This window comes from Acinetobacter sp. YH12049 (assembly GCF_013419875.1).
GTDB classification, from domain to species: Bacteria; Pseudomonadota; Gammaproteobacteria; order Pseudomonadales; family Moraxellaceae; genus Acinetobacter; species Acinetobacter amyesii.
In genome coordinates this window covers 67,026-93,039 of sequence record NZ_VOZH01000007.1, presented here as the reverse complement: position 1 = coordinate 93,039, position 26,014 = coordinate 67,026, and the positions used below count along the sequence as shown (strand labels likewise).

The 26,014-nt window shown below is 35.8% G+C and carries 19 protein-coding genes and 1 pseudogene; 13 read left to right on the top strand and 7 right to left on the bottom strand.

Annotation, left to right across the window (positions count from 1 at the left end; all coding sequences use genetic code 11):
• Nucleotides 1-142: 142 nt before the first annotated feature.
• A complete protein-coding gene (locus tag FTU05_RS04630; RefSeq protein WP_078189472.1) occupies nucleotides 143-1,822 on the top strand; it encodes a long-chain-fatty-acid--CoA ligase in 1,680 nt (559 codons plus the stop codon).
• Nucleotides 1,823-1,880: 58 nt separating this feature from the next.
• Here the strand turns inward: FTU05_RS04630 and FTU05_RS04625 are convergent, their stop codons facing one another.
• A complete protein-coding gene (locus FTU05_RS04625) occupies nucleotides 1,881-2,270 on the bottom strand; it encodes a hypothetical protein (RefSeq protein ID WP_078189471.1) in 390 nt (129 codons plus the stop codon).
• Nucleotides 2,271-2,378: 108 nt separating this feature from the next.
• Here FTU05_RS04625 and FTU05_RS04620 point away from each other — a divergent pair, with 108 nt between their 5' ends.
• Entirely contained in the window at nucleotides 2,379-2,777 is a 399-nt protein-coding gene (locus FTU05_RS04620) for an MAPEG family protein (RefSeq protein WP_078189470.1), read from the top strand.
• A gap of 114 nt (nucleotides 2,778-2,891) precedes the next feature.
• Entirely contained in the window at nucleotides 2,892-3,428 is a 537-nt protein-coding gene (gene ppa, locus FTU05_RS04615; RefSeq protein WP_078189469.1) for an inorganic diphosphatase, read from the top strand.
• Between the two features lie 107 nt (nucleotides 3,429-3,535).
• Here ppa and FTU05_RS04610 read toward each other — a convergent pair whose 3' ends face one another.
• Nucleotides 3,536-4,855 (bottom strand): OprD family outer membrane porin, encoded by a 1,320-nt coding sequence (locus tag FTU05_RS04610; protein ID WP_180026517.1) that lies wholly within the window; start codon nucleotides 4,853-4,855, stop codon nucleotides 3,536-3,538.
• A 716-nt stretch (nucleotides 4,856-5,571) separates the two neighbouring features.
• On the opposite strand from FTU05_RS04610, the gene FTU05_RS04605 reads away from it, so the two are divergent.
• Both FTU05_RS04605 and FTU05_RS04600 read left to right on the top strand, forming a co-directional pair.
• Nucleotides 5,572-6,348, top strand: a complete 777-nt coding sequence (locus FTU05_RS04605) for a TorF family putative porin (protein WP_180164367.1) — start codon at nucleotides 5,572-5,574, stop codon at nucleotides 6,346-6,348.
• 396 nt (nucleotides 6,349-6,744) lie between these two features.
• Entirely contained in the window at nucleotides 6,745-7,482 is a 738-nt protein-coding gene (locus FTU05_RS04600) for a TorF family putative porin (protein ID WP_180164365.1), read from the top strand.
• A gap of 43 nt (nucleotides 7,483-7,525) precedes the next feature.
• On the opposite strand, the pseudogene FTU05_RS04595 reads toward FTU05_RS04600, so the two are convergent.
• Nucleotides 7,526-8,179: pseudogene (locus FTU05_RS04595) on the bottom strand (ATP-binding protein); the annotation flags it as partial.
• Between the two features lie 158 nt (nucleotides 8,180-8,337).
• Between FTU05_RS04595 and FTU05_RS04590 the strand changes: the two are divergent.
• The 8 genes from FTU05_RS04590 (at nucleotide 8,338) to adeS (ending at nucleotide 17,714) form a co-directional block, all read left to right on the top strand.
• Nucleotides 8,338-9,048 carry a TnsA endonuclease N-terminal domain-containing protein gene (locus FTU05_RS04590; protein WP_038346575.1) on the top strand — a complete coding sequence of 237 codons (711 nt, stop codon included), beginning with the start codon at nucleotides 8,338-8,340 and terminating at the stop codon, nucleotides 9,046-9,048.
• Nucleotides 9,049-10,953 carry a Mu transposase C-terminal domain-containing protein gene (locus tag FTU05_RS04585; protein ID WP_107008552.1) on the top strand — a complete coding sequence of 635 codons (1,905 nt, stop codon included), beginning with the start codon at nucleotides 9,049-9,051 and terminating at the stop codon, nucleotides 10,951-10,953.
• Between the two features lie 4 nt (nucleotides 10,954-10,957).
• A complete protein-coding gene (locus tag FTU05_RS04580; RefSeq protein ID WP_020752720.1) occupies nucleotides 10,958-11,878 on the top strand; it encodes a TniB family NTP-binding protein in 921 nt (306 codons plus the stop codon).
• Between the two features lie 18 nt (nucleotides 11,879-11,896).
• Nucleotides 11,897-13,003: a TniQ family protein gene (locus FTU05_RS04575; protein ID WP_020752721.1), complete on the top strand. Its 1,107-nt coding sequence runs from the start codon at nucleotides 11,897-11,899 to the stop codon at nucleotides 13,001-13,003.
• The gene (locus FTU05_RS04570) at nucleotides 12,990-14,429 is read left to right on the top strand and encodes a hypothetical protein (RefSeq protein ID WP_020752722.1); all 1,440 of its coding nucleotides are present in this window, start codon (nucleotides 12,990-12,992) and stop codon (nucleotides 14,427-14,429) included. The genes FTU05_RS04575 and FTU05_RS04570 overlap by 14 nt, the downstream gene beginning before the upstream one ends.
• 71 nt (nucleotides 14,430-14,500) lie before the next feature.
• Nucleotides 14,501-15,757, top strand: a complete 1,257-nt coding sequence (locus tag FTU05_RS04565) for a hypothetical protein (RefSeq protein WP_020752723.1) — start codon at nucleotides 14,501-14,503, stop codon at nucleotides 15,755-15,757.
• Between the two features lie 123 nt (nucleotides 15,758-15,880).
• Nucleotides 15,881-16,609, top strand: a complete 729-nt coding sequence (gene adeR / locus FTU05_RS04560; protein WP_020752724.1) for an efflux system response regulator transcription factor AdeR — start codon at nucleotides 15,881-15,883, stop codon at nucleotides 16,607-16,609.
• Nucleotides 16,599-17,714 carry a two-component sensor histidine kinase AdeS gene (gene adeS, locus FTU05_RS04555; protein WP_107008550.1) on the top strand — a complete coding sequence of 372 codons (1,116 nt, stop codon included), beginning with the start codon at nucleotides 16,599-16,601 and terminating at the stop codon, nucleotides 17,712-17,714. The genes adeR and adeS overlap by 11 nt, the downstream gene beginning before the upstream one ends.
• Nucleotides 17,715-17,817: 103 nt before the next feature.
• Here adeS and FTU05_RS04550 read toward each other — a convergent pair whose 3' ends face one another.
• The 4 genes from FTU05_RS04550 to FTU05_RS04535 all read right to left on the bottom strand — a co-directional run bounded on the left by FTU05_RS04550 (nucleotide 17,818) and on the right by FTU05_RS04535 (nucleotide 25,899).
• A complete protein-coding gene (locus FTU05_RS04550) occupies nucleotides 17,818-19,332 on the bottom strand; it encodes an MFS transporter (protein WP_020752726.1) in 1,515 nt (504 codons plus the stop codon).
• Between the two features lie 126 nt (nucleotides 19,333-19,458).
• On the bottom strand, nucleotides 19,459-22,563 hold the full coding sequence (locus FTU05_RS04545; RefSeq protein WP_269465455.1) for a multidrug efflux RND transporter permease subunit: 3,105 nt from the start codon (nucleotides 22,561-22,563) through the stop codon (nucleotides 19,459-19,461).
• Nucleotides 22,560-23,723, bottom strand: coding sequence for an efflux RND transporter periplasmic adaptor subunit (locus FTU05_RS04540; RefSeq protein ID WP_180164361.1), 1,164 nt, complete (start codon nucleotides 23,721-23,723; stop codon nucleotides 22,560-22,562). The genes FTU05_RS04545 and FTU05_RS04540 overlap by 4 nt, the downstream gene beginning before the upstream one ends.
• A gap of 376 nt (nucleotides 23,724-24,099) precedes the next feature.
• Nucleotides 24,100-25,899, bottom strand: coding sequence for a hypothetical protein (locus FTU05_RS04535; RefSeq protein WP_180164359.1), 1,800 nt, complete (start codon nucleotides 25,897-25,899; stop codon nucleotides 24,100-24,102).
• Between the last annotated feature and the right edge of the window lie 115 nt (nucleotides 25,900-26,014).

Here is a 26,014-nt window from a genome sequence, read left to right as displayed (position 1 = left end):
ATCCATGGAACGAAATACGTTATATATGCTGTTATTCGTGAAATGGATGCAATATTAAGCACAAACAAGTTAAATAATGACCGCTTAATATTGAAAAAAAACAGTTGGATTATTAAGGATTACGACAGGAGAATTGGGCGTTATGGAAAAGATTTGGTTCGCTGAATACCAAAAGACAGGGATTCCAGAAACTGTAGAATTACCCGCAGAAAATACCTCATTGGTCGATATTTTTGAGCGTAATTTTCAGAAGTTTGGCTCAAGAGATGCCTTTATCTTCATGGATAAAGTCTTAACTTTTAAAGAACTTGATGAAGCAAGCCGTAAATTTGCAACCTATTTGCAAAGTTTAGGTTTGGCACAAGGTTCACGCGTTGCAGTTATGATGCCGAACGTTCTTCAATATCCTGTTGTTGCATTAGGTGTATTCCGTGCTGGACTGGTATTGGTCAACGTGAATCCATTGTATACCTCTCGTGAGCTTGAACATCAATTAAATGACTCTGGTTCAGAGGCATTGGTTATCATTGAAAACTTTGCATCTGTTTACCAAGCGATTATTGGTAAAACCCCAGTAAAACATGTGATCGTGGCATCTGTGGGTGACATGCTTGGTACGCTGAAAGGCACATTGGTTAACTTTGTATTACGTTCAGTACGTAAACAAATTCCAGCTTGGAACATTCCAGGTCATATTCGCTTTAATGCAGCAATGTCTAAAGTGAGTGCAAATAATTACAAGCGTCCAAACCTAACTTTAAGTGATACTGCAGTACTTCAGTATACTGGTGGTACAACTGGCGTATCTAAAGGCGCAGAATTGACACATCGTAACCTTGTGTCAAACATGTTGCAGTGTGATGGTATTTTCCAAAGTAAATTTGGTCAGCAAGATGGTCAGCCAGATGATCGTATCTTCTGTGCATTACCGCTGTATCACATCTTTGCATTTATGGTGTGTGCACTTTACGGTATGTACAAAGGTCAGGCAAACGTATTGATTCCTAACCCGCGTGATCTACCTGCGGTAATGAAAGAATTACGTAAATACCAACCTTCATTCTTCCCAGCAGTGAATACATTATTCAACGCTTTGGTGAACAATGAAGAGTTCAAGCAACTTGACCACAGCAAGCTAAAAATGGCGATGGGTGGTGGTATGGCAGTGCTTCCTTCGACTGCAGAAGCATGGAAGAAAGTTACCGGTACCAATATCATCGAAGGTTATGGTTTATCAGAAACTTCACCTGTTGCAACCGCAAACCCTCCAGCATCAATGGAATTTAGCGGTACGATTGGTATTCCATTGCCACTGACTGAAGTTGCTATTCTAGATGATGATGGCAATGAAGTTGCTCAAGGTGAGCAAGGTGAAATTTCGATTCGTGGTCCTCAAGTCATGAAAGGCTATTGGAACCGTCCAGATGAAACTGCCAAAGTAATGACGGCGGACGGTTTCTTCCGTACAGGTGACATTGGTGTCATGGATCCACGCGGTTATGTGAAGATTGTAGACCGTAAAAAAGACATGATTTTGGTGTCTGGCTTCAATGTTTATCCTTCTGAAATTGAAGAAGTTGTTGCAAAACATCCAAAAGTACTAGAAGTTGCTGCGATTGGTGTTCCTGATGAAAAATCAGGTGAAGTACCTAAATTATTCGTTGTGAAAAAAGATCCATCTTTAACGACTGAAGAAGTTTTGGCATTCGCAAAAGAAAACTTAACTGGCTATAAACGCCCACGTTATGTTGAATTTATGGATGAATTACCAAAATCGAATGTTGGTAAGATTCTACGTAAAGATTTGCGTAAAACAGCATAATATAATGCATAAAAAAAGCGCCTTCGGGCGCTTTTTTTATCGCTTTTAATTTAGATCATTAAAGCTTGCCTTTATTCATCGACCAGCGATCAAAGTAGCGACGTCCTACACCAAAAACACCTAAGAAAATAAACATCGCTCCGAACTGACGACTAAAGCCAGATTGGTTATAGCTGCCATAGGTTAAAATATTGTCGACTAAACAATATAGGGCAATGACAATGACCCAATGCCAAAGGGGAAGTTGCTTGATGGAAACTGCATAGAATGCAATCCACATGATGACAAAGCTGAAAACAGTCGACCATACATTTAAGTTGGCACAGATCACAGCAAGTAAAAATGCAGTCACAGGAATGACAATTTTTAAAACACGATCGACGCGAAGCTGATGGCGTTTTTGCTCTTCAAGAACTTCAAATAATTGATCTTGATCAGAAGTACTCATAGAGGATCCTTTCATCTGCCGATTATAAAAACACTATATTTAACAAAAATTATTCACGAAATGCCATGGTATTATAGCAGCCATAAAAATCTTCCTGAGAAAAAACACATGCACAGCATCAGTGGGATCATCTATCTCATTTTGGCCGCTTGTTTATTGCCATATGTATTTACATTTATTGCGAAGCGAGCTGCAGGTTTTAAGTCGAGTGATAATCAAAATCCACGTGAAGTTTTAGCGCGCTCTACAGGATTGGCGAGCCGCGCACATGCAGTGCAGCAAAATAGTTTTGAAAGTTTACCTTTATTTATTGCGGCTATTCTAATGGCCGAATACATGGTGATTCATCAACAATACATCATGACCTTTGGGATTGCCTATCTCGTTTTACGCGTTATTTATGGGCTATGTTATTTAGCGAATTGGGCAACTTTACGTTCAATCATTTGGACCTTGTCGATGTTATGCCCAATTTGCCTGATGTTATTGGTCATTAAATTAAGCTAAATGTTCAGCTTGATGATTAAATTATCAGCATGATCGCTAAAATCACAAAAAAAGCGATAAAACCGTTATAATTGTGCCGGATTAAAAGATTTAACTTGTTTAAAGAGTGATGCTATGAGCTACAGCAATATCCCAGCGGGTAAAGATGCACCAAACGACATCTATGTCATTATTGAAATTCCTGCAAATGCAGCACCAATCAAATACGAAATCGATAAAGATTCTGATGCGTTATTTGTAGACCGTTTCATGGGTACTGCAATGTTCTACCCAGCAAACTATGGTTATGTTCCAAATACATTATCTTTGGATGGTGACCCACTAGACGTACTTGTGGTAACTCCACATCCAGTAGAGCCAGGTTCTGTAATTCGTTGCCGTCCTGTTGGTAAATTGAACATGGAAGATGACGGTGGTGTTGACGCAAAACTGGTTGCTGTTCCACACGACAAATTGACTCCGCTTTATAAAGATGTTCAAGAATATACAGATCTTCCTGCATTATTGATCAATCAAATTGAACATTTCTTCCAACACTACAAAGACTTAGAACCTGGTAAATGGGTTAAGTTAAGTGGTTGGGAAGGTGCTGATGTTGCGAAACAAGAAGTACTTAGCTCAATTGAAGCTTACAAAGCTGCGAACAAATAATATTTATTGTTTTAAGCTGAGCATCGTTTTTAGATGAAATCGATGCTCATAAAAAAAACCTGCACAGTGTGCAGGTTTTTTTTCGCTATCTTAGAGTAGCTGCGAAATTAAAATAATTTCACAGGGATGTCTAACCAAATACGCCATTCATTGGTATCACCAATATAGTTGTTTTGGTAGTTATTACTAGCGCGGTAGTAAGAATGACGAAGGCGTAAGCTTGCATCTTTGGCAAAACCAGATTGAACGGTATATTTCACTTGGTTAAAGAATTCGCGTTCTTCTTCATTGTCGCTAATCATTGTGCCAGCATTATTAGTGGCTTTAATATCCCAACCGTAAACAAATGCTGAAGTCCAAGATAGGCCTGGAACATTTAATGCGCCAAAGTCATAGGTATATTGAAGTTGTACAGACTTTTCATCATTACCAATAAAGTCAGATAGATACGAGTTTGGCATGTAAATAGATTGTTTACCATCACCAACGTTTGTACCTAAGCCATAGTCGTAACCGGTATTACCAAAGTTTTGTTGGTAAGCAACCATGACATTGTGTGGACCACGATTATATGTTGTAGAAAGGGCAGCGATTGAGTTATCGAATGAGTCGTTGCTTTCACCAATTTGAGAATATAAGTATTGATTAGCATCTTTATCCCATTTTGTGTGATAAGCGCTTAAATCATAAGTCAATGAGCTTTTATCAGCTAAACCTTGAGTAAAATTTGCATTGATATAATGACGATCTAAACGATCTTTAATATCTGTACCATAGTAAGCAAGATTTAATTGATCATTTGCTTTATATTTTGCACCCCAAACAATTGCGCGGTCTAACTTAGCACCATCAGAATTAATTTGATTTGATAATTGATTTTCAGTGAATTTACCAGCGATCAGGTTAAGATTATTAATCTCATTACTTTCAACCAAAACACCTGTGTAGTATTCAGGTACTAGTCGTGCAGTATTACTTGCTAAAACAGGGATGTCGAGAAGTTGTGTACCGTAAGTTGCAGTCGTATTTGAAATACGTGCTTTTACATATGCACCGCCACGCGCCCAGTGATCATAAGCATCAACTTTACCATTCGCATCTTTGCTACCATGCGTTGGAATCATATCGTTACCGGTATGAGCATTTTCACCAAGTTTGATTGATGCATCGCCTATGATACCCGCTGCAAAACCAACAGTGCCTTTGGTAAAACCTGAATCAAGATTTACGATAGCAGTTTGCGCAAAAGAGCTAGTATCATCTACGCCATTTTTTTTATCACGATGTAAATAACCTGTACGGAACAATACAGAGCCTTCGGCATCTTCCACAAAGCCTTTAGATTCACTTTGTTCGCTAGCAAAAGCAGTAGAAATAAGAGCAGCGTTTACTAAGACTGCAAGTGTTAGTTGTTGAGCTTTAAGCATTGGGAGAGAGCCTCATGCAAATTTGGTTAATATGTAGTGCGATTGTATATTTTTTCTTAAAAAAATCACTATTTTTAATGCGCTTATTACACTAAAGTTAGAAAACCTTCAGATCATCGGTCAATCTGTAATAAGCAAATTTTTCGTATGTTATTGTTGTTTAACAAATAGTTTATTTAAATTGAATGTATATTAATCTAAAGAGAAGTTTATTCATTGCTTATCATAAAAAAATATAAAAAATGGTAAAAACTTTCATTTAACTTGCTGATTTATCATCACTCTTTGCGACAAATTGTGCTGAATCTAAATTCGTATTTTGATCAAAAAGTATAAAAACTGCTGAGGTGCATGGCATCAATGTTCAGGCTAAGTAAGCACTGTTGGCGTGTTTTTTTGTAAATAGAGAATGACTTTTAGCGAAGTCGTCAGAAATGTTTTCCTTAAAATCTAGCTCAATAAAAGATGATAATAATCGTGATAAATACATATAAATGAAAACATTAAATCATTGTTAAAGACTGGAACACGATAAAAGACATTTTATGAATCAAAAGCTTAGTTTTTACTGTTTTATATAATCTTACCTTTGTTTTTAAATGATTTAATTTATCAAAATAAGAAAAAAGGGGCTATACAGTGCGGTAAAATCGATTAAAATCGGCGCTAAATTTTACTCAACCCAATCCACGATCGATCCGATGTGGGGACTAAACATGATTCAATTTTATAAAATAGCAATTTTAAGTATTTTAGTGACCCTAGGTACAATCCCTGCATTTGCAGAACAAACTGAACAAGCCACAACTGCACAAGGGAATTGGTCTGGAAGTTTGGGCGTGGTAAACAAATATGTGTACCGTGCGAGTGAAGAAAATGATCAAGCTGCATTACAAGCCGGACTTGAATATGCACACAACAGTGGGCTGTTCGCGGGCTATTGGGGGTCTACACTCAACTATGACCCTACGGACGACAGTCAGTCACATGGTTTTGAACATGATTTCTATGTTGGATATGGACGTGAACTGAATGAAGATTGGAGCTATAAGTCACAAGTGATGGCTTATGTCTATCAAGGTGGCGGTTCAGTGTATAACGATGACCGCTCTGAAAAGCGTCGCACAACGGGCGTCGAATTTATTCAGGACATAAGTTATAAAGATTTAACTGCAAGCATGGCTGTATTGTTGTCTGATGTTAATTATGGCAACGCAGGAGATGTATATCTGAATGCTGCTTATAGCTATGCATTACCTTATGATGTTTCATTAAATTCATCGCTTGGTGTTTCTGTTTTTAATGACAGTCGTGATGATAGCCTATTAACAACCACAGAAGATGTGGTGTTCACTGAAGCACGTCTGGGCTTAAGTAAACCGATTGCAGATACTGGATTTGAAATTGCTGCTGACTATGTATGGGGCGGTAAAGATCGTGAAGGCGAGCAATTAGATGATAACGTTGTGGTTGGATTGACCTATTCTTTCTAACATTAACGAGTTGACCTTATTCGGTCATATTCTTGAAAGTGCATAATGGTGATTGTGCACTTTTTTTATGCATTTTTGAGATCGGTGTTGAAAAAATATACTCAAAAAAGCGCATTTTTAAAATCCTGTTACATCTATCAACCCGAAGATTTAAATAATCTATATAGATGAAAATCTGCATTCTAAAATAAATTAAAGAGAAAAAAGGCCAAATAGGATAATTAAAAAATAATAAATAAAAACAGTAATATATTGGTTTTTGATAAACCAAAATGGTGGCTTCTATAAAAAAAATATGCGCTTATTTTTAAACATGGCACAGCGCTTGCTAATACATCATTGAGTTCAACGAAATAACCAAAAAATACGTCGTCGCACGATGTGGGGGAACAAACCATGAAATTTGCACTTAAAGCTTTATCAATCGCTGTACTTGGAGCAGCATCGACGTTTACATTTGCTGAAGCACCTGCTTCAGAGCATTCTGTATCTGGAAATATCGGCGTACTGTCTAGCTATAATTTACGTGGTATTACCAATGTGCCTGAAAATAAAGATGCGACAATCCAAGGTGGTTTGGATTATAGCCATGCATCAGGCTTCTATGCAGGTTGGTGGGGTTCAACATTAAACTATGGTGATGACCTACCGAATGGTTTTGAAAATGATTTTTATGCGGGCTATAACGGTTCAATTAATGATGATCTTGGTTACACAGCAGGTCTAACTTACTACTATTACTATGATATTGATACAAGTGATGCAAACGGTTTAGAAACAATGCTTGGGCTAAGCTATAAAGATTTTGGCTTAACAGCGCAAACTTTGCTTGAAGATGTTTCATGGGGTAATGCAGGTGATACTTATATCAAAGCATCATATAGCTATGCACTTCCTAAAGACTTCAGTCTAGATACCGCGCTTGGTTTATATGCATATCAAGATTCAGGTGATTTTGAAGATAATTTAGGAACAACAGAAAGCTTTGGTTTCCGTCACTTTGATATTGGTCTAAGCAAGCCTTTAGCAGATACAGGTGTTACCGCAAGCATGAATTACACAGTTGGTGGTTATGACCGTCTGGATGAAAAACAAAAGAATAAAGTCGTATTTGGTTTGAAATACGAATTCTAATTTTAAAGAGCATTAAAAATGGCGACCTAGGGTCGCCATTTTTTTAAGCATTGAGTTGGCTTCGATAGGACAGCGCTTCAGAAACGTGTTGAGCTTTAATGTGTTCACTTTGAGCCAAGTCGGCAATGGTTCTGGCAACACGTAACACCCGATGATAGGCACGCGCAGATAAATTCATTCTCTGCTGGGCTAACTGTAAAATATTCTGTGCAGTAGCATCCAAAACTGCTTGTTGCTCCAATTGCGTCGGCGTCAGTGCCATATTAGATTTTTGCTGGCGATCTATTTGTAATTCATAGGCACGAATGACACGTTGCCTAACCGTACTTGAGCTTTCAACCTCTTGCGAACTTTGTAATTCATGTGCTGCTAGTGGCGGGACATCTATATGTAAGTCAATACGATCTAATAATGGACCTGAAATACGGTTTTGATAGCGTTTAATACTTTCAGCACTACATTGACAGCGGCTGTCTTGATTAAAGGCATAGCCACATGGGCAAGGATTCATTGCCGCGATCAATTGAAAATTTGCGGGGAAGGTGATTTGACGAGAAGCCCGTGAAATCACAATTTCTTTGGATTCGAGTGGTTGCCGTAACACCTCCAATACCTTTCGATCAAATTCAGGCAGCTCATCTAAAAATAAAACCCCTAAATGTGCCAAGGTGATTTCACCCGGTTTAGGATTTGATCCTCTGTCATTTACAATAATAGAAGCTAGTGGCATTATATAAATTCAGCTAGTTGCATGTCGTTTTGTACAGAAATAAAAGCTAGTTTTTACAATAATAAGGGCTAGTAGATTACAAAACTACAATAATAGGGGCTAGTAGATTACTCTTGAGGTCTGATATGAAAAGAATAAGTGATGAATATAGTCCCGTTAGAAAAGCCCAAACCGTTTACGGAAGTATTTCGGGGAATTACTCTTTTAGGGGAGAAAAAACGATTTGGTTTGAATCCACTTTGGAGCGTGATTTTCTTTTTAAGCAAGAATATAACAGTAATGTTATTGATGTGGTTGAACAGCCTATTTCTATTCCTTATATAACTGAATTAGGAAATGAATCGGTATATACCCCTGATTATTTGGTGCAATTTTCAAGTGCAATTTATAATGATATTGATTTCTTTCCTGCACCATTATTGATTGAAATTAAGCCTAGAAAAAAATTAAAGGAAGATTGGAATACCCTTAGACCAAAATTTAGGGCAGCTTATGCTTTAGCTTCTGAAAAGGCATGGAAATTCAAAATTATTGATGAGTCTCGTTTGTATGATCAATATTGGGAAAATATCAATTTTTTAAAAAGATTCAGACGTTCTCATGTTGATGAGGTAGATCAGAGAGTATTAATTGAAACTTTATTAAAACTAGGCTTTTCAACAGTTAATCAATTGCCTGCTTATATTTTTAAAGATGAAAAAAATGTATTAAAGGCTATTCGCCAAATATGGGTTTTAATTTCAAAAAATATACTTGCTTGCGATCTATATAACCCTTTTACTACTGAAACTGTTATTTGGGTAAATGATGGCTCTAAAGCACAAGGAGTTATTTAAATGATACAGGATGATTCAGTAAAGATTGATAGAAAACGCCTAGTTATTAAACCAAATGCAATTGTTGGTTATAAAGGTAATAAATATAAAATTATCAATATTTTAAATGCAAAAGATGTCGTGATTGCAAATTTGGAATCTGCTCGAAGTTTACAAGTGAACATAAGGGAATTATCTGTTTTAAGTGAAGATAATTCTAAGCTTAACCAAGGTGAGGATATTTCTGCTGAGTCATGGCAAATCGCTTTAGATCATTATGAAATTATTAGGGAACTCATTGACTATTCCACAGTTGAGGCGGTTAAGAAGACTGCAAGTGAACATAATCTTCATGTAAATACTATTTGGAAATGGCTTAAAGCTTACCGAGAAAACAAGTCTATCTTAGCTTTAGTCCCAAAAAAACGTGGTTGGACAACAGAAAAAACAAGGTTGTCGCCTGAATTAAATCATATTATTCAACAAGCGATCCATACTAAGTATTTAACAAGTTTAAAGCCAAGTGTTGCCAAAACAATTTTGGAAGTGAAGCTTGAGTGCTTCAAAAGAAAAATTGAACCACCTCATGACAATACGATTCGCTATAGAATTGAAGCCCTTAATGGCTATGAAGTGACTAAGGCAAGATACGGAAAAAAGGCTGCTAAAGATAAGTATGAAGCATCAGCAGGGACTTTTCCGAATGCAGACTATCCTTTGGCGTATGTGCAGATTGATCACACTCCTTTAGATATAGAAATCGTTGATGAACAATACCGTGAAACAATAGGCAAGGCATATTTGACATTAGCAATTGATGTTTTTAGTAGAATGATTGTTGGTTATTACCTTTCTTTAGAAGCTCCAAGTGCAACATCGGTAGCAATGTGTATTTCATCAGCCATTATTTCAAAGAAAAGAAAACTGCTTGAGTTAGATGTGGATGGTGAGTGGGATATCGAAGGTATTATGGATTCAGTCCATTCTGATAATGGTTCTGATTTTAGAACAAACCATCTGCATAAAGCATGTCTAAAGTACGATATTAATTGGGAGTATCGACCTATTGGTGGTGCAAAATATGGTGGGCATATTGAGCGTTTACTTGGAATCGTAAATCTTGAAATGCATGTTTTAGATGGAACGACTAAATCTAATATTTTTGAAAAAGGAACTTATGATTCCGCTAAGAATGCTTGTTTAACACTTCGTGAATTAGAACATTACATCGTCTATTGGATTGTAAATGTTTATCATAAAAGCAAGCATTCAATACTTGAAATTCCGCCACAACAAATGTGGGAAGAGGGTATTTGGGGAACAAAATTTAAAGTTGGTACTGGTTTAAAAGAAAGGGTTGCGGATGAAGCAACACTATTTTTGGATTTCGCCCCTGAATTTGAATCAACCATTCAAAGAACGGGCGTAAAAAAAGATAAACTTTTTTATTTTGCTGATTGTTTAAGACCTTGGATCAATGCGATTGATCCAACTGACGATGAGAAAAAGCGTAAAAGAAAGTTTATTTTTAAAAGAGATCCTCGTGATATTTCAATGATTTGGTTTTATGAACCGAATACAAATACATATTTTAAAGTACCTACAGCCAAACGTGAAATTCCATCAATCGGATTGCATGAATATAGACAAGTCCAAGCATATCTTAAGAGTGAGCGATTAGATACAGTTGATCAAGATGCTATTTACAGAGCAATTATTTATCTCCGTGAAAAAGTAGATCAAGCCGTGACTTTAACTAAAAAGCAACGCCGAATGAATCAAAGAAAAAAAGAGAATGGTAAGATAGTTGCTGCACTACACCATGAAAATAAAAATAATTCAGTTATCCATACAAATGTAGATGCTCCAAAGTCACAAAATAGTTTATGGGATCAAAATTTAACTGCTTTTGACGATTTGAGGTAAGACCATGAAACAATATGATTACCTTGCTGAGCATGTCCTTGACACTATGATTCTTAGTGATGCTGAAAGAATTAATATTCTTTATGAGGATCGGTGGATTGGTTATCAGAAAGCAATTGCAGTTTTGAATACACTGACTGATATTTTGAAACGACCTAGAAAATTAAGACCAGAATGTCTTTTAATTGTTGGTGATTCAAATATGGGAAAAACTAAGATTATTCATGAGTTTGCAAAAGAATACTATACTAAGAGAGTTGATGATATGGACATGCAGCTTATGTCATTGACTAAACCAGTCATTCCTATTCAAGCCCCTGCTAGGGCAAATGTAAAAGATTTATATATTAATATCTTAGATCATTTTTTTGTCCCTTTTCGTGTCACTGATCCTGAAAGCAAATTAAGGTATCAAGCAACCCATCTACTGCGTAAATATGAAACCAAAATGTTAATTATTGATGAGTTGCATAATTGTTTAAGTGGGAGTGCTAGGCAACGGCAAGAAGTGATGAATACACTTAAAACGCTAAGCAATGAACTTAGTATGAATATCATTGGTGTTGGTACTCGTGATGCATCTCTTATTCTTCATACGGATACTCAGTATGCCAGTCGCTTTGAAATTATAGATTTGCCTTTATGGAAATTGGATGCGGATTTTTTAAGACTTCTTTTAAGTTATGTTCGCTTACTTCCCCTAAAAAAATTATCAAACTTGGCATCACAAGAAATTGCGACCTTACTCTATGAAATTTCAGGTGGTAATTTTGGTGATTTAAATCGTTTATTGGTGGAATGTGCAAAAGAAGCAATATTGACTGGTAAAGAAGAAATTACCCTCGAAATTGTTAAAAAATTCAAGTGGCTTAAACCAACAGAGGGTGCTCGTAATATTCGCACTATTCAGCTTAATTCTATTTAGTATTATTGAGGGTGTAATATGCCTAATTATGCTCAAAATTGGTTTATACATACCCCCATTGAACAAGGTGAAGTATTATCATCATGGCTCATTCGTTCAGCCTTAGACATGGGATGTTCCCCTTTAACACTTATAGAAGCATTGTGGGGTAGATGGAGAGCATTAACGATTGATCTTGATCGAGGTATGACGGAAGATCGGCTTGAATTATTATTTGTACATTCTTTTGATGATAAACAAAAAATTTTGAAAACAATGCTAACTAATGTGGCTCCCTATCTAGTTAAGAGTTCAAATAGTGGATGGGTTTTAAGTTTAGGTCAGCGTAGTAGATCAAATTTTTCAGGTCGGCAGGTGTGTACTCAATGTTTTGAAAGTGATGGTAGATCAGCTTATTTACGGTTAATGTGGCGAATGGGGTGGCATTGTTGTTGTGAAAAACATCAAATAAATTTAATTGATCATTGTCCGAATTGCGGTGTAGTCATTCAGCCATTTAAAATAGATTTAGAGCATGGATCATTAGCAGTATGTTTCTCATGCCATTTTAATTTGACTTTATATCAGCCACAACCTAGCAATATTCAAATTTTAGATTTTCAAAAAAATGCAGATAACGTTTTAAAACAAGGCTCAGGTTTATATAATAATCAAAATATTTCAGCTACCGAATGGTTTGCGATTGCTCGTGCATGGATAAGTGAAATCAGATTACTTGTAGATACAGATAATATTCAACTTATTGAAATGTTTAAGAGCTTTGGTATAAATTTAAATACCATAACTCCTTTCACACCAATTGCTTTCGAATATTTAAATACAAACGAACGTATAATTTTGCTTTCCATCTTGAATGAAATTATGAAAATCCCATGTGAGTTGATTATTGACCGCTCTTATGAGTACGGGATTAGTAGTGCAAATTTTTGGGATAAGCGTAAAAAACTACCGATTCAACTTCAACAAATGAAATCAGCAATGATCAAGCCTATAAGAGTATATGCTTTACAACGTGTGAGTTCTCATAATGGAAAACCAAAAGCAAAAAAAACCGTGCAACGTAAGTGGCTTAATTTGTTAAGAAAATCAAGAAAGAAACGGAGTCATAAGCTTGGCGGAGATTAATATTGAGCAGTTATGTAATGGGTGTGAAAAATCAGTTACCCAACTAAAAAAAAGATATAAAGGGAAAAAATATTGCTCAACTTGTTATGCTCGAATTTTTAAAAAATGTCTTTGCCCAAAATGTGGGTTATCTGCTCGATTACCTAAAAATGATGATCAAGCGATCTGTAATGAATGTATTAAAAAACAACCTTGTATAAGATGCAATCAAGTTAACAGACCGATAGGAACGCTTACAGAGTATGGGGTCGTTTGTAATAGTTGTTCTGTTTATTTTAGAGAGGTTGAACGATGTGAGCGATGCAATGTTCAATCGCAAAAATTAACGAAAATATCACGCTTTAATGATGACCTCAGAGTTTGTCCGAAATGTTCAACAAGGGATTATGAAACATGTCCTTCATGTCATAAATATCGCTTGTTAGAGTTAGATGAAAAAGGAAATAAAGTTTGTAAAAAATGTATAACTCAACCGAATAAACCTTGTATTGAATGTAAAACGATGATCTCAGCAGGATGCGGTGATCTATGTGATGATTGCTACTGGATTAAAAATCTATGGTCAAAGTTCCATCAAAATATTTATTTGTTCGAGTCATCTTTTTTAAAAAAACAATATGAAAACTACGTGCTTTGGTTGGTCGATTTAGTTGGAGCACATCAAGCAGCTTTGTATTTGAATAAACATACTCATTTTTTTATTAAAACAGAAATGTTATGGGAGAGTAATATTCCTGATGCAGACCAATTATTGTTGACTTTACGGACGAGTGGACTTAGAAAGTTTGAATTAGTAACACAGTGGCTCGATCAAATGCATGGGGTAAAAATCTCAACTATAAATAAAAATGAATGTTCTGAGATAGATCAAGCCAATAAGTTGATTGATCAGTTACCGCAGCCCTCATTGGCTTTTGATGTTGTATTTGCTTATAAGCAAAAGCTCGATGAAAAAATGCATCAAGGAAAAACATCTGCTCGATCTGTAAGGCTTGCAATGAAGCCTGCTGTTGCATTGATGTTATCTATTCAGGATAAGCAATTACTGCCAGATTTGGCAAAAGTAAAAGCTTATTTAAATGAGTATTCAGGTCAGGCTGCTGCATTAACAGGGTTTATTAATTTCTTAAACGATCAATATGATACGGATATTGATTATATTTCCTTAAAGCATTCTAACTTCATAAAAGAAGCAAGTAAGCGGAAATTGGAAAAAGAATTGATCTCGATGCTCAGCCCAAATACTGATTTCAATGTCATGGTATGGGTGAAAAATGGCTTACAACTATTCCATGAGATGAGTTATCAGGATTCATTGAAGATCAAGTTGGAAATGATCGTTGAAATAAAAGATGGCTATAATGTTTTGTACAATAACCAAAATTATTGGTTGCCTAAGAACATTGATCCATCTTTTAAAAAGTAAGTCTAAAGTTTCAATACTTCGATATATAATTTAGTTTAATATTTTGATAATTCATTAATTAAGAGAAAAAAATGGGCTTAAAGGATTTGCTTGGTCTGAAAGAAAGTGATGAAAAAAAACTACGTGAAGGATTAGCACAACTTAGGGCTTTAAATGATCATTTATCATCCATGTATTCTTTGAGGTCTGACTTAAGAGATTTAACAGATAATCGGCATACTGTTAGTTCACTTTTACAAGGTGAATTAGATAAGATTAAAGCTCACCAACAAAGTTTAATTAATAAAACGAATGAGTTATCTCAACTAAAAGCCAAATTAGATGAGTCTCTAATTGCTATTGAAAAAATTCAATCTGTTTTAGCTAATGATGAAAATGGTAGTTCTATTTATTCTCGTATATTAGAAGTAACCAATGAAGATAATCTAGATATTTTGGAAGTTGAGTCCGAAAAAATTCACACAGCTTATAGTCAATTATTTGATCGAAATGGTGAGGATACTTCTAAAGTTGATCGAGTAAATTATGTAATTGATAAAATTTTAGATCAATATGACAAATTGTTTGATGAACTAAATGATAATGGTGAAACGAAAGTTAAAGAATACGAAAGAAAAATTAATGAGTTAGTTGCATACTATGACGATTTATTTATTTCTGATGATCCTGATAATAAAAGTAAAAATGAGCAGATAAATTTTCAGTTATCGAGAGTCCAAAATTTTTATGACAAAATTTATGGTAATGAAGAAAAAAACATTACTGCATTAAGTGAAGATTTGGATAAAAGGTTAGAAAATTTAAAAAATGTTGAGGAGCGAGCAAAATCAGTTATTGGATTATCAAGTGAAGCAGGGCTTGCAGGTGGTTTTGTTGTAAAAGGACAAGAAGCCAAAAAAGGACAATTCATCAGTATTATTGTATTTGTATTAGTTGTATTAGCAATTTTTGGATTTAATTTTTATTTGTTTGATAAATCAGATTTTTTGAATATGAAGTGGGATACATTCTTATTCAAATTATTGATCAACGCACCTTTGATTTGGATTGCAACAATTGCGAATATAAATTTAAATCGTTTTTCTAAATTAGAGCAAGAATATTCTCATAAAGAAGCATTGGCTAAATCTTATGAACGGTACAAAACAGAAATTCAAGAGCTTGAAAAGTTAGGAGTTACTGGTTCAGAGGAGCTTAAATTAAAACTTTTAGAAATCAATCTTGAAGCATTTAAAGTTAACCCTGCGGAACATTCTGATAAAGCTAAGCCTGATTTCTCTATATGGGATTTGATTCAGAAGAAAAAAGATGAGAAACCTAGTGAGTAATTGAAGCTCAGGTACATTTTTCTCAATGTATTGGGTAAGCAGAAGTAGAATTCAGTTATTCTGAAATTTACAATTCAAACTGTTAAACTATTTACTTACCAAGATTTTATCCGAATAACTTGTATGTATCAGAACTTACAACATAGCTTTGAAAATAGCGTAATTCTCGTTGTAGAAGATGATTATGATATTGGTGACATTCTTGAAAAATACATAAAAAATGAAAACATGAAGGTCATCCGTGCATTGGATGGACAACAAGCTTTAGAGTGCTTAAAAGCCAACTCTATAGACCTGATTCTCCTTGATATTAAATTACCCAAACTAAATGGCTGGGAAATTCTACAAATCATCCGTCAAACAAGTCATTTACCTGTCATTATGCTGACTGCCTTAGATGATCAAGTGAATAAGATCATGGGGCTAAAAATGGGTGCTGATGATTTTATTATTAAACCATTTAACCCAAATGAAGTGATTGCGCGAATACAAGCCGTACTTAGACGAAGTACAAGCCAAAATACGGAAATAACTAATATTATTCGTTATAAAAATATTGAAATTAATCCAGATCATCATCAAGTTTACATTTCAAATGGTCAAAGAAATCAGCTGCTCAACCTTACGTTAACTGAGTATAAGATACTGGTTTTGATGGCAAAAACACCAAATAAAGTCTTTACACGCAATGAATTGATCCAAAACTGTATGCCTGAAAGTGATGCTTTAGATCGCACTGTAGATAGCCATATCAGCAAATTACGCAAAAAACTTGAAGAAAATTATGTAAATGGTTTATTAATCAATGTCCGTGGCGTGGGGTATCGCTTAGATCAAAATCATGAAATTTAACTTTTTTAAAAATTCAGTTGGAATTAACTTCCAGTTTATTATCATGATGAGCCTACTCAATTTAGGCATTACGCTGTTATCTTTCATGATTGGCTATTTTGTTTATAGCTGGGCGATAAAAATAGGTTTTCTAAATACGCAAGTTATTAATTCAAATGAATTTTCAGTTACCTATGTTGACTTTATCTGGCTGTTTTTAGTGCTATTAACAGGCTTTTTTCTTTCTACTATCCTCGCCTTTAAATATGGAAAACGCTATACACAGCCAATTAGTGATTTAGCAGATGTTATTCAACAAATTCAACAAGGTAATTTAGCACTCAGAATTAAACAGCCACATCATGATATTCCACATGAAATCAAGTCCCTTATTGAGAACTTCAATGAAATGGCAAACCAACTTGAAGTATCAGTTAAGAATTCAACTGTTTGGAATGCTGCAATTGCACATGAATTACGAACACCTGTGACAATATTACAAGGTCGCTTGCAAGGTATTGTCGATGGTATATTTATTGCCGATCAAGCTTTACACCTAAGCTTATTGAACCAAGTCGAAGGCTTATCTTACCTTGTGGAAGATTTACGGACACTGACACTTATTGAAAATAAACAATTACGTTTAGAACTAGAAAAGACCAATTTAAAAGATAGTATTGAAAAATGTCTGCAGATGTTTAATGAACGGTTTCAGGTTAAAGGTTTAACTATTATTTTAAATTTGACGGATAAATTGGTTTGCGTTGATATAAGAAGGATGGAACAAGTCTTTATTGCATTATTTTCTAATTTTCTAAGATATTCGAATGCTGGACAAATCAATATTACAACGATGGCCACAGCAGAACATTGGCTATTAATGTTTGAAGATGAAGGTCCTGGTATTGATGAATCGCATCTTGCACATCTGTTCAAGCCATTCTATCGTCTGGAAGACTCTAGATCACGTCTAGATGGCGGTACTGGATTAGGCTTGGCAGTGATTGATGCAATTATTGAAGCACACCAAGGTCATATTTATTATTCTAAATCCAAAAACTTAGGTGGCAGCTGTTTTACTATTCAACTAAATCGTATAAATCGTAAGACATCAACTCATTTATAATGTGTTAAGTTCAGATCAATACGGCTTCATTTAAACCATAAATTTAAGATAAATTGATGTCTGAACTTAACCATTCTGTTTGATGATCCTCAAATAAATTTCATTACAATGAATTCTCATCTCGATATTTCGCTAGCATAAAAAATACCACAATGGAGAGTATGCCGATGATAATCCCTGCTGTTAATAATAAATTAACATGAGCTGAACTGAAGGCAATTTTACCTGCGTTAATCAATGCTGTACCTTGTTCAACGGGTAACTGGCTCGCCACTAAATAGGTATCACCAATCGATAGTCTGGCTTTTTCTGCTAAAACAGCAGTTAAATCTGACGGCACTTGAAGATGACTGCCAAATATATAGGCCATGAAAACACCAAATAAAGTAATACCTAGTCCTGTACCCAGTTCATAACCTGTACTTTCAAGTGAACCTGCCGCACCGCCCTTTTCTGCAGGTACTGAGCCCATGATCGCAATGGATGAAGCTGTTAAACCGATACTTAGAGTGAGTCCAATTGAAGCTAAAATAAAGGGAACAATAATTCCCGGATGATGAAAATCTGAATAACTCAAACTGATCAACGCAATTGCTGCCAATATTAATGAAAATGTTGCAACTAGACGCAGTCCGAATTTATTAGATAAAAATCCAGCAATAGGCCCACCAATAGCAGCAGCAACCATAATCGGAACCATAAAAAGACCAGCTTGTAGTGGTGTTAAACGAATGACATATTGCAGCTCCATCGCTAAGGTTAATTCCACACCTGCCAAAGCGCCTGCAGCAACCATTGCCATAATAATGCCTGCTAAAATAGCAGGGCGTGAAAATAGTGAAAGATCTAGCATCGGTTGAGGAGAATTCAGCTGTTTGCGTACAAATATGGTTAATAATCCAATAGAAAAAATGACTAAAGGAAGGACAATTAACAACGACTGTTTACCGCCTAAGCCTGCTTTGAGCGCATATACAAATGAAACCAAACCGAAAATTAGCAATAGCGCCTGACCAAATGCCCAATGTCCAGAGGTTACAGCTTCATTTTTGGATAATAAGAAATAGCACATTGGGGCGACAACTAACATGATTGGGACATTAATGAGGAAAACTGAACCCCACCAGAAATATTCTAACAATCCACCACCAATGAGCGGTCCAATGGCGGCACCGGCTGATCCGATTGTGCCCCAAATACCCAGCGCAATGGCACGTTCGCGACTGTCTTCGAAGGTTCTGCGAATAATACCCAATACACAGGGCATAATCATGGCACCGCCTAATGCTAATAAAGCACGTGCGGCAATCAGCATAGAAGCCGTTTGGGAAAATGCCGCAAGGACTGAGGCAATTCCAAATATAACCAAGCCAATCAGCAGAATCTTACGATTGCCGACACGATCAGCCAAAGTTCCCATCGGAACTAAAAGTCCAGCCATAAGTAATGGATAAATATCAATAATCCATAAGACTTGGTTGCTTGAGGCACTCAATGATTGGGTTAATGATGGAACCGCAACATGCAGTACAGTCATATCAATCACAATCGGCAGAAATGCAAGCACGACAGCGAGCAATATCCACCAGCGTTTCGGATCAAGATTCGTAGCTTTCATGATCAAACCTATATTGATGGTTTATTAAATCAATTCTGAAATAAAGATGTAAATGAAAGATTTGTTGTGGGCTAAACTCGTTAACCCACAGCTTTTATATTTAGCTTTTATTCTCAGTTTTGATGCTTAATGTGCCGCTTTACGTTTCGAGAATTTCTCAACCATGCTCATGACGACAATAAAGAAAATCGGTACAAAAATAACAGCTAGAATTGTTGCGCTGATCATGCCGCCAAAGACGCCTGTACCAATCGCTTTTTGAGTTTCAGAACTAGCGCCACTGGCAATGACTAAAGGAATAACGCCACAGGTAAATGCCAAAGATGTCATTAGGATTGGACGTAAGCGCAATTTAGCGGCTGCAACGGTTGCCTCCACTAAACCCATTCCTTCTTCTCTTAATGCTTTTGCAAACTCAACAATCAAAATGGCATTCTTTGCAGATAGACCAATAATCGTGATCATGCCGACCTTAAAGAAAATATCATTTGGCATACCACGTAACATTACTGCTAAAAAGGCGCCAATCAACCCTAGAGGGACAACTAGCATCACAGAGAATGGAATTGACCAGCTTTCATAAAGTGCTGCCAAGACAAGGAAAACGACTAACATCGACAACAGTAATAAAAACAAGGTTTGTGATTCCGACTGTTTTTCTTCTAGAGAAATCCCAGTCCACTCATAACCCACACCTTTCGGAAGCTGTTTAATCAAATTTTCCATCTCAGTCATGGCTTGTCCTGAAGATACACCTGCTGCTGGACTGCCAGAAATACTCAATGATGGACGACCGTTGTAACGATTGTATTGTTGTGGTGAATGTTGCCAAATGGGTGTAATTATTTCAGACATTGAAACCAATTTACCGCTTTGACTGTTCACTTTAATCTGAAGAATATCTTCAATACTCATGCGTGATTTGGAATCAAGCTGCACTATGACTTGCTGCATGCGGTCTTGATTTGGAAAGTCATTGATGTACATCGAACCCATTGAGGTTGAAATAATATCGGTCACATCACTGAAATTAACACCTAATGCCTGCAATTTATCTCTATCAATTTTAAGCTGTACAGAACTGCCATCTGGCAAACCTTCAGGATAGACCTCCGCCACGATTTTACTTTGTGCTGCTAATGCTAAAAGCTGATCTTGCGCTTCTCTTAAAGCAGGCATGCCAATATTGCCACGATCTAATAATCTCAGTGAAAAACCAGATGAGTTACCTAATTCATCAATGGCTGGTGGTAACACAGACATGGTTTGACCTTCTGAACTTTCAGCCATCGCTATATTTGCATTATTCACGACTTCTTGTGCCGTAATAGTACGCTCTTCGAATGGCAATAGATTAGTAAAATACATCGCTGTATTCTGACCAGAACCACTAAAACCAAAACCTAAGACTGCCATATTGTCTTTAATACCCGTTTCTTGGTCTAAATGATTTTGAAACTCAGCAACGACTTTACGGGTACGTTCTTGAGTTGCATCCGCAGGAAGCTGAATTGAAGTCATAAACCACCCCTGATCTTCTTCTGGCATAAACGCAGTCGGAACGTGTTTAAAACTAAAAATCAGCACAATGACAATGCCTAAGAAACATAACATTGCGAGGGTTTTATGTTTAATTACTTTAAATAAACTACGTTCGTAGCGATTGTTCAGCTTCTCAAAACTGCGATCAAACCATGCAAAAACACCTTTTTTCTGATGGTCTTGATCAATCGGTTTTAACATTGTTGCACATAACGCAGGGGTTAATGTCAATGCAAGGAAAGCTGAGAATAAAATGGAAACTGACATGGTAATGGTGAATTGGCGATAGATAATCCCCACCGAGCCTGACGCCAATGCCATCGGCAAGAATACAGCGGCTAACACTAAGGTAATACCAATAATCGGATTGGTAATTTCCTTCATGGCTTTAGATGTGGCTTCAACTGGAGATAAACTTTCTGTCGCCATAATTCGTTCAACATTCTCAATGACCACAATCGCATCATCGACAATAATCCCAATCGCAAGCACCATGCCGAACATGGTCAGCACATTAATCGAAAAACCTGCAAGTAGCATGACTGAAAATGTGCCAAGCAATGCAATCGGTGCAACGATCGCTGGAATTAAGGTGTATCGAACATTATGTAAGAAAATAAACATGACAATAAAAACTAAAGCCATAGCTTCAAGCAATGTCATGATTACTTTTTCAATCGAAACTTTTACAAAAGGTGCAGTGTCGTAAGGTATAGAGAATTTCATACCATCAGGCAATGCTAGACTTAATTGTTCAATTTTTGCTTTTACACCCTCTGCAGTCTTAACAGCATTGGCACCAGGACTCATTTGTATCGCCACAGCTGTAGAGGCTTTACCATTTTCTAAAATCGCAAAGTTATACATTTGCGCACCAATTTCGACACGAGCAACATCCGATAATCGAACAATGGCACCATTTTGTTGAGCACGTAAACTAATGTTCTTGAATTGCTCTACAGTTTCTAATTGACCTTGAGCAGTCAAAGGAATGGTGATTTGTTGCCCCTTCAACGCAGGAACATCACCAATACGACCCGGTGATATCGGCAAGTTTTGGTTTTGGATGGCTGTATTCACATCTTGAATACTCAATCCATAAGAGACCAAGCGGTCTGGATCGACCCAAATTCGCATGGCTTTCTCAGCACCAAAGTTTTGGACTTTACCAACACCTTCGACCCGTTTTAATTCTTCAATTACATAGCGAGTCATATAGTCACTGACATCAATTTCACTATATTTGCCATTTGGTGAACTCAACCCCACCATCATTAAAAAACCAGATGATGCAGCATCAACCATCAGCCCCTGTTGTCGAACTGTTTGGGGTAGGCGCGACTCAATGGCTTTAATTTTGTTTTGTACATCAACTTGTGCCAGTTCTACATCTGTGCCTGGTTTAAAGGTTGCGGTGATTGTTGCTGTTCCAGAACTATCCGAACTTGAACTGTAATACAGTAAGTTCTTGACACCTGACATTTCCCGCTCAATCAATGTCACAACACTATCATTCAGTGTCTTTGGGGTAGCACCTGGATAGATTGCAGTAATACTGATCTGTGGTGGCGCAACACTCGGAAATCTTGCAATAGGTAACTTGGGAATACTGAGTACACCTAACAAAATAATAAATAAAGCGATCACCCATGCAAAAACAGGACGCTTAATGAAAAATTGAGACATTATTTCTTGCCTCCACTTTCCTGAGTATTTGTAGGTTGCCACTGCTTAATTTTTAGTTTTTGCTCAGGCTGTATACGATCAGCGCCTTCAACAATAACTTTTTCGCCTGCTTGTAATCCTTGTGTTACTACATAGCTATTTTGATAACGTTGACCAAGCTGAATAGGCTTGCTTTGCGCTAAACCTTTTTGATTAACAATCGTAACATTGGCTTTACCATTAATATCATGTTGAATCGCTTGTTCAGGTACTAACAGCGCATTTTCAACTTGAGCTCGGCTCATATTGACTCGAACATACATGCCTGGCAAAAGTTTTTGATTTTGATTATTGACTAGAATACGAATCGTGACATCACCCGTGTCAGGATCAACTTTAGTATCTGAAAATAGGATTGCACCTGTGACATTATAAGGTTTACCCTGACTATTCAGGATTTCAACCGTATGTTTGATGTTTGACACGTCACCTTGCTGCAAAGCTTCCTGTAGCTTTTCATAATCACTAATTGATTGCTTTACATCGACGTAGACTTTATTAATCTGTTGTATTACGGCCATCGCATTGCTATCGCCTTGACCAACCAATGCACCTTCAGTCACTAAGATTTCACCAATCGTTCCTGAGATGGGTGCTGTGACAGTGGCATATTTAAGATTGAGCTGCTGTCTACTTAACATAGCTTGCATTTGCGCCACATCGGCTTTTGCTTTTTTATAATCTGCTTCCGTATTGTTGTATTCCTGCTGACTAACCGCATTTACTTTTACCAATTCAGTGTAGCGTTTTAACAGCACCTGCAAACGTGTCACCTCAGCTTGTGCACGGTTTAAAGTAGCTTGATTGCTTTTTACATCTGCCTGAAAGATTTCAGAATTTAATTTAAAAAGTGGTTGACCTGCTTGCACATAAGAGCCTTGTTTAAAAAGCACTTTATCAACAATTCCACCTACTTGCGGACGAATTTCAGCAATCCGGTAAGCTGTAACACGGCCGGGAAGATTTTCAATTAAATTCATAGATTGCGGTAATACAGTGATGGTACTGACCACCACCGGCGGCATTTCTGCTGCGGACTGTTCAGCATCTTTGGATTGTGTACAGCCGATCAAAAGTACAGTTGTAATAAGTATTGAACTTATTAAATGATGACATGTTTGCATGTTTTTTCAGAGAGAGTTTTAGATGCTACTATTTTGAAATAGCAGTGTTTATGAATTGCTAATGTTATGTGGAGATTGTGTGGAGAAAACTGTTAAATGGGAAGTAATTTTAATTTGGCTGAAACTATTATTAATAATAAACACTTGATTTTGTTAAGCTAAATTATTGTTTTATAATAACTTTATTAATATTGGTTGATTGAGAAACCTGTTGGAAGTTTTAGATATATTTCATACTATTCTTTATATGAGTTATCTATTTAAAAAGAAGTAATAAAGAAGCTAATGGATCATTTTGAAGTAGAAGTTTTAAAACAAGCTGCTTCGTAATTCTTCAATAAATACGAAGCATATTTTAGTAAATTTAATTCTCTATTTATAATTTTTTCTTTTTTATTAATATTTTGAAAATTTTATTAAAACTTGCAACCCAATCAGCTTGGTCAGTATGCATGTGCTTCATGGCTCTTTTTTGATTGAAGTTAGTCTTGCAAATATCGAACCATTTTTTTGTTCCTTTTTTCCCCTCAATTGCTTCACAAATCATGGTTATATTTTTTTCATTAAGCATCTCTTTGGTAATAAATAGAAAAAAACAAAATGCTTCATTATTTTTGTTATTTTTCTTAATATCAATAAGGTAAAGATGATCATGAAATTCGGCTAACTCTAACTTTAAAAACAAAAGTAATCTTCCAACGTCATCGTTAATCCAAGTATTATGAATAGGGAATTTAACGATGGGCTTTATCTGTAAAAGTGAAAAGGTGTCTGAAAGATTTCCACTTTGATCAATGTAAGATACTTTAGTTAATTTAGTAGAATCTTTTTTAGCTTCAATGTTTTTTAAACTACTAAATATAAGAGCAAGATCATCTACATCTAGTTTATTCGGTTTTTTTTCTGAATTTTCAGATTTTGTAGGTTTATTCTTTCTATTGCCATAACGGTTGCCTGATGATTCTTCATCTTTATTTTCATTTTTTTCTTTACTTTCAATATATTGTATATTTGATTCAGTTTCAATTACTTCTTCAATAATCTCAATATCGAAGTCAGTAAAATCTACTGAAATATCAGTCTGTTTTTTATTTTCACCTCTGTTGTGAGATGGGTCTTCTTGGGTGTTGATACGAGTGTTATTGCGTTTTTTTTTGTTTCGACCTTGTCTATGAACTTTATCTTTATCAATGGTTTCTATCTGTTCCTCTGATTCTGTTACAGGTGCATAAGCTACTATAGGAAAATCAGCAATAGGAGAAACTTTAGATACGTGTGTAATTAAAAATCGTTTTCCATTTTCAAGCCAAATACCTTCGGCAGTTAAGCTCATTGTTGTTGAATGCGGAGGAATTACACTAGGAAATCTAGATGGATATGGCTTTCCAGTTTTATCGAGTTTTATGTCATTTAACGAATTTCGTATATTTAGCACTTTTTCTTGGGTGTTTTTGTTTAGTGCTAGATTTGCCAAAAATGTGATCGCTTCTTTTCCTATGGTTTTAACCATATTTTTTTTCAGTACAACAGATATTTTTTCAACATTTTCAACATTTTGAATTTCATATTTTTCTAAAAATAAATCAACTATATGTGAAATACTGTAATTTTCATTGATGATATGGCCTCTAATGTCCTTTCTTGCAGGGATATAAAAAGCATGGAGTGAATGAATACAACTTGTAAGTACTTCGATATTATCATTTGATTTTAAAATACAATATTTACTCATTAAAAATGGGTAATATCTAAAAGGCACATTTGCACTGTATTCATTTTTAGGAATGAATATTTTTTCATTATATAAGTAGTATTCGTCTGAATCAGGAATCTTAGCATCAAATCTAATGATCTTTGGTTCGTTAATGGAAAAATCAAACTCAAAATTAACTGTTCTCAGACAGTTATTAAAAGAGAATTTTCTTCCCTCTATTCGTGTTTGGCCTTTCCATATTGTGCCAATTTGTACTGTATCCAAATCTCGAAAAGTGACATCATATTTGTTGTAAGAATTTTCAGATACATTTAAACGATTAGGGTTTGCCGCATCAAGCTCAACAAGTAGAACTTCAATTAATATATTGTCAGATTCAGAACTCGAATTTAACTTTAAACAACTATATAGGTAGACAACTCGTTCGATTTCATCATCAGGAAATGAGTCAATAGAGGTCATATCAGAATATACTCTAATAAAGGTTATTATAAAAAAGAAATTATGAGTTATTAATAGTCTATTTTTATATATTTGACTAGCTTCTATTTTTGTAAACTAGCTTTTATTTTTGTAA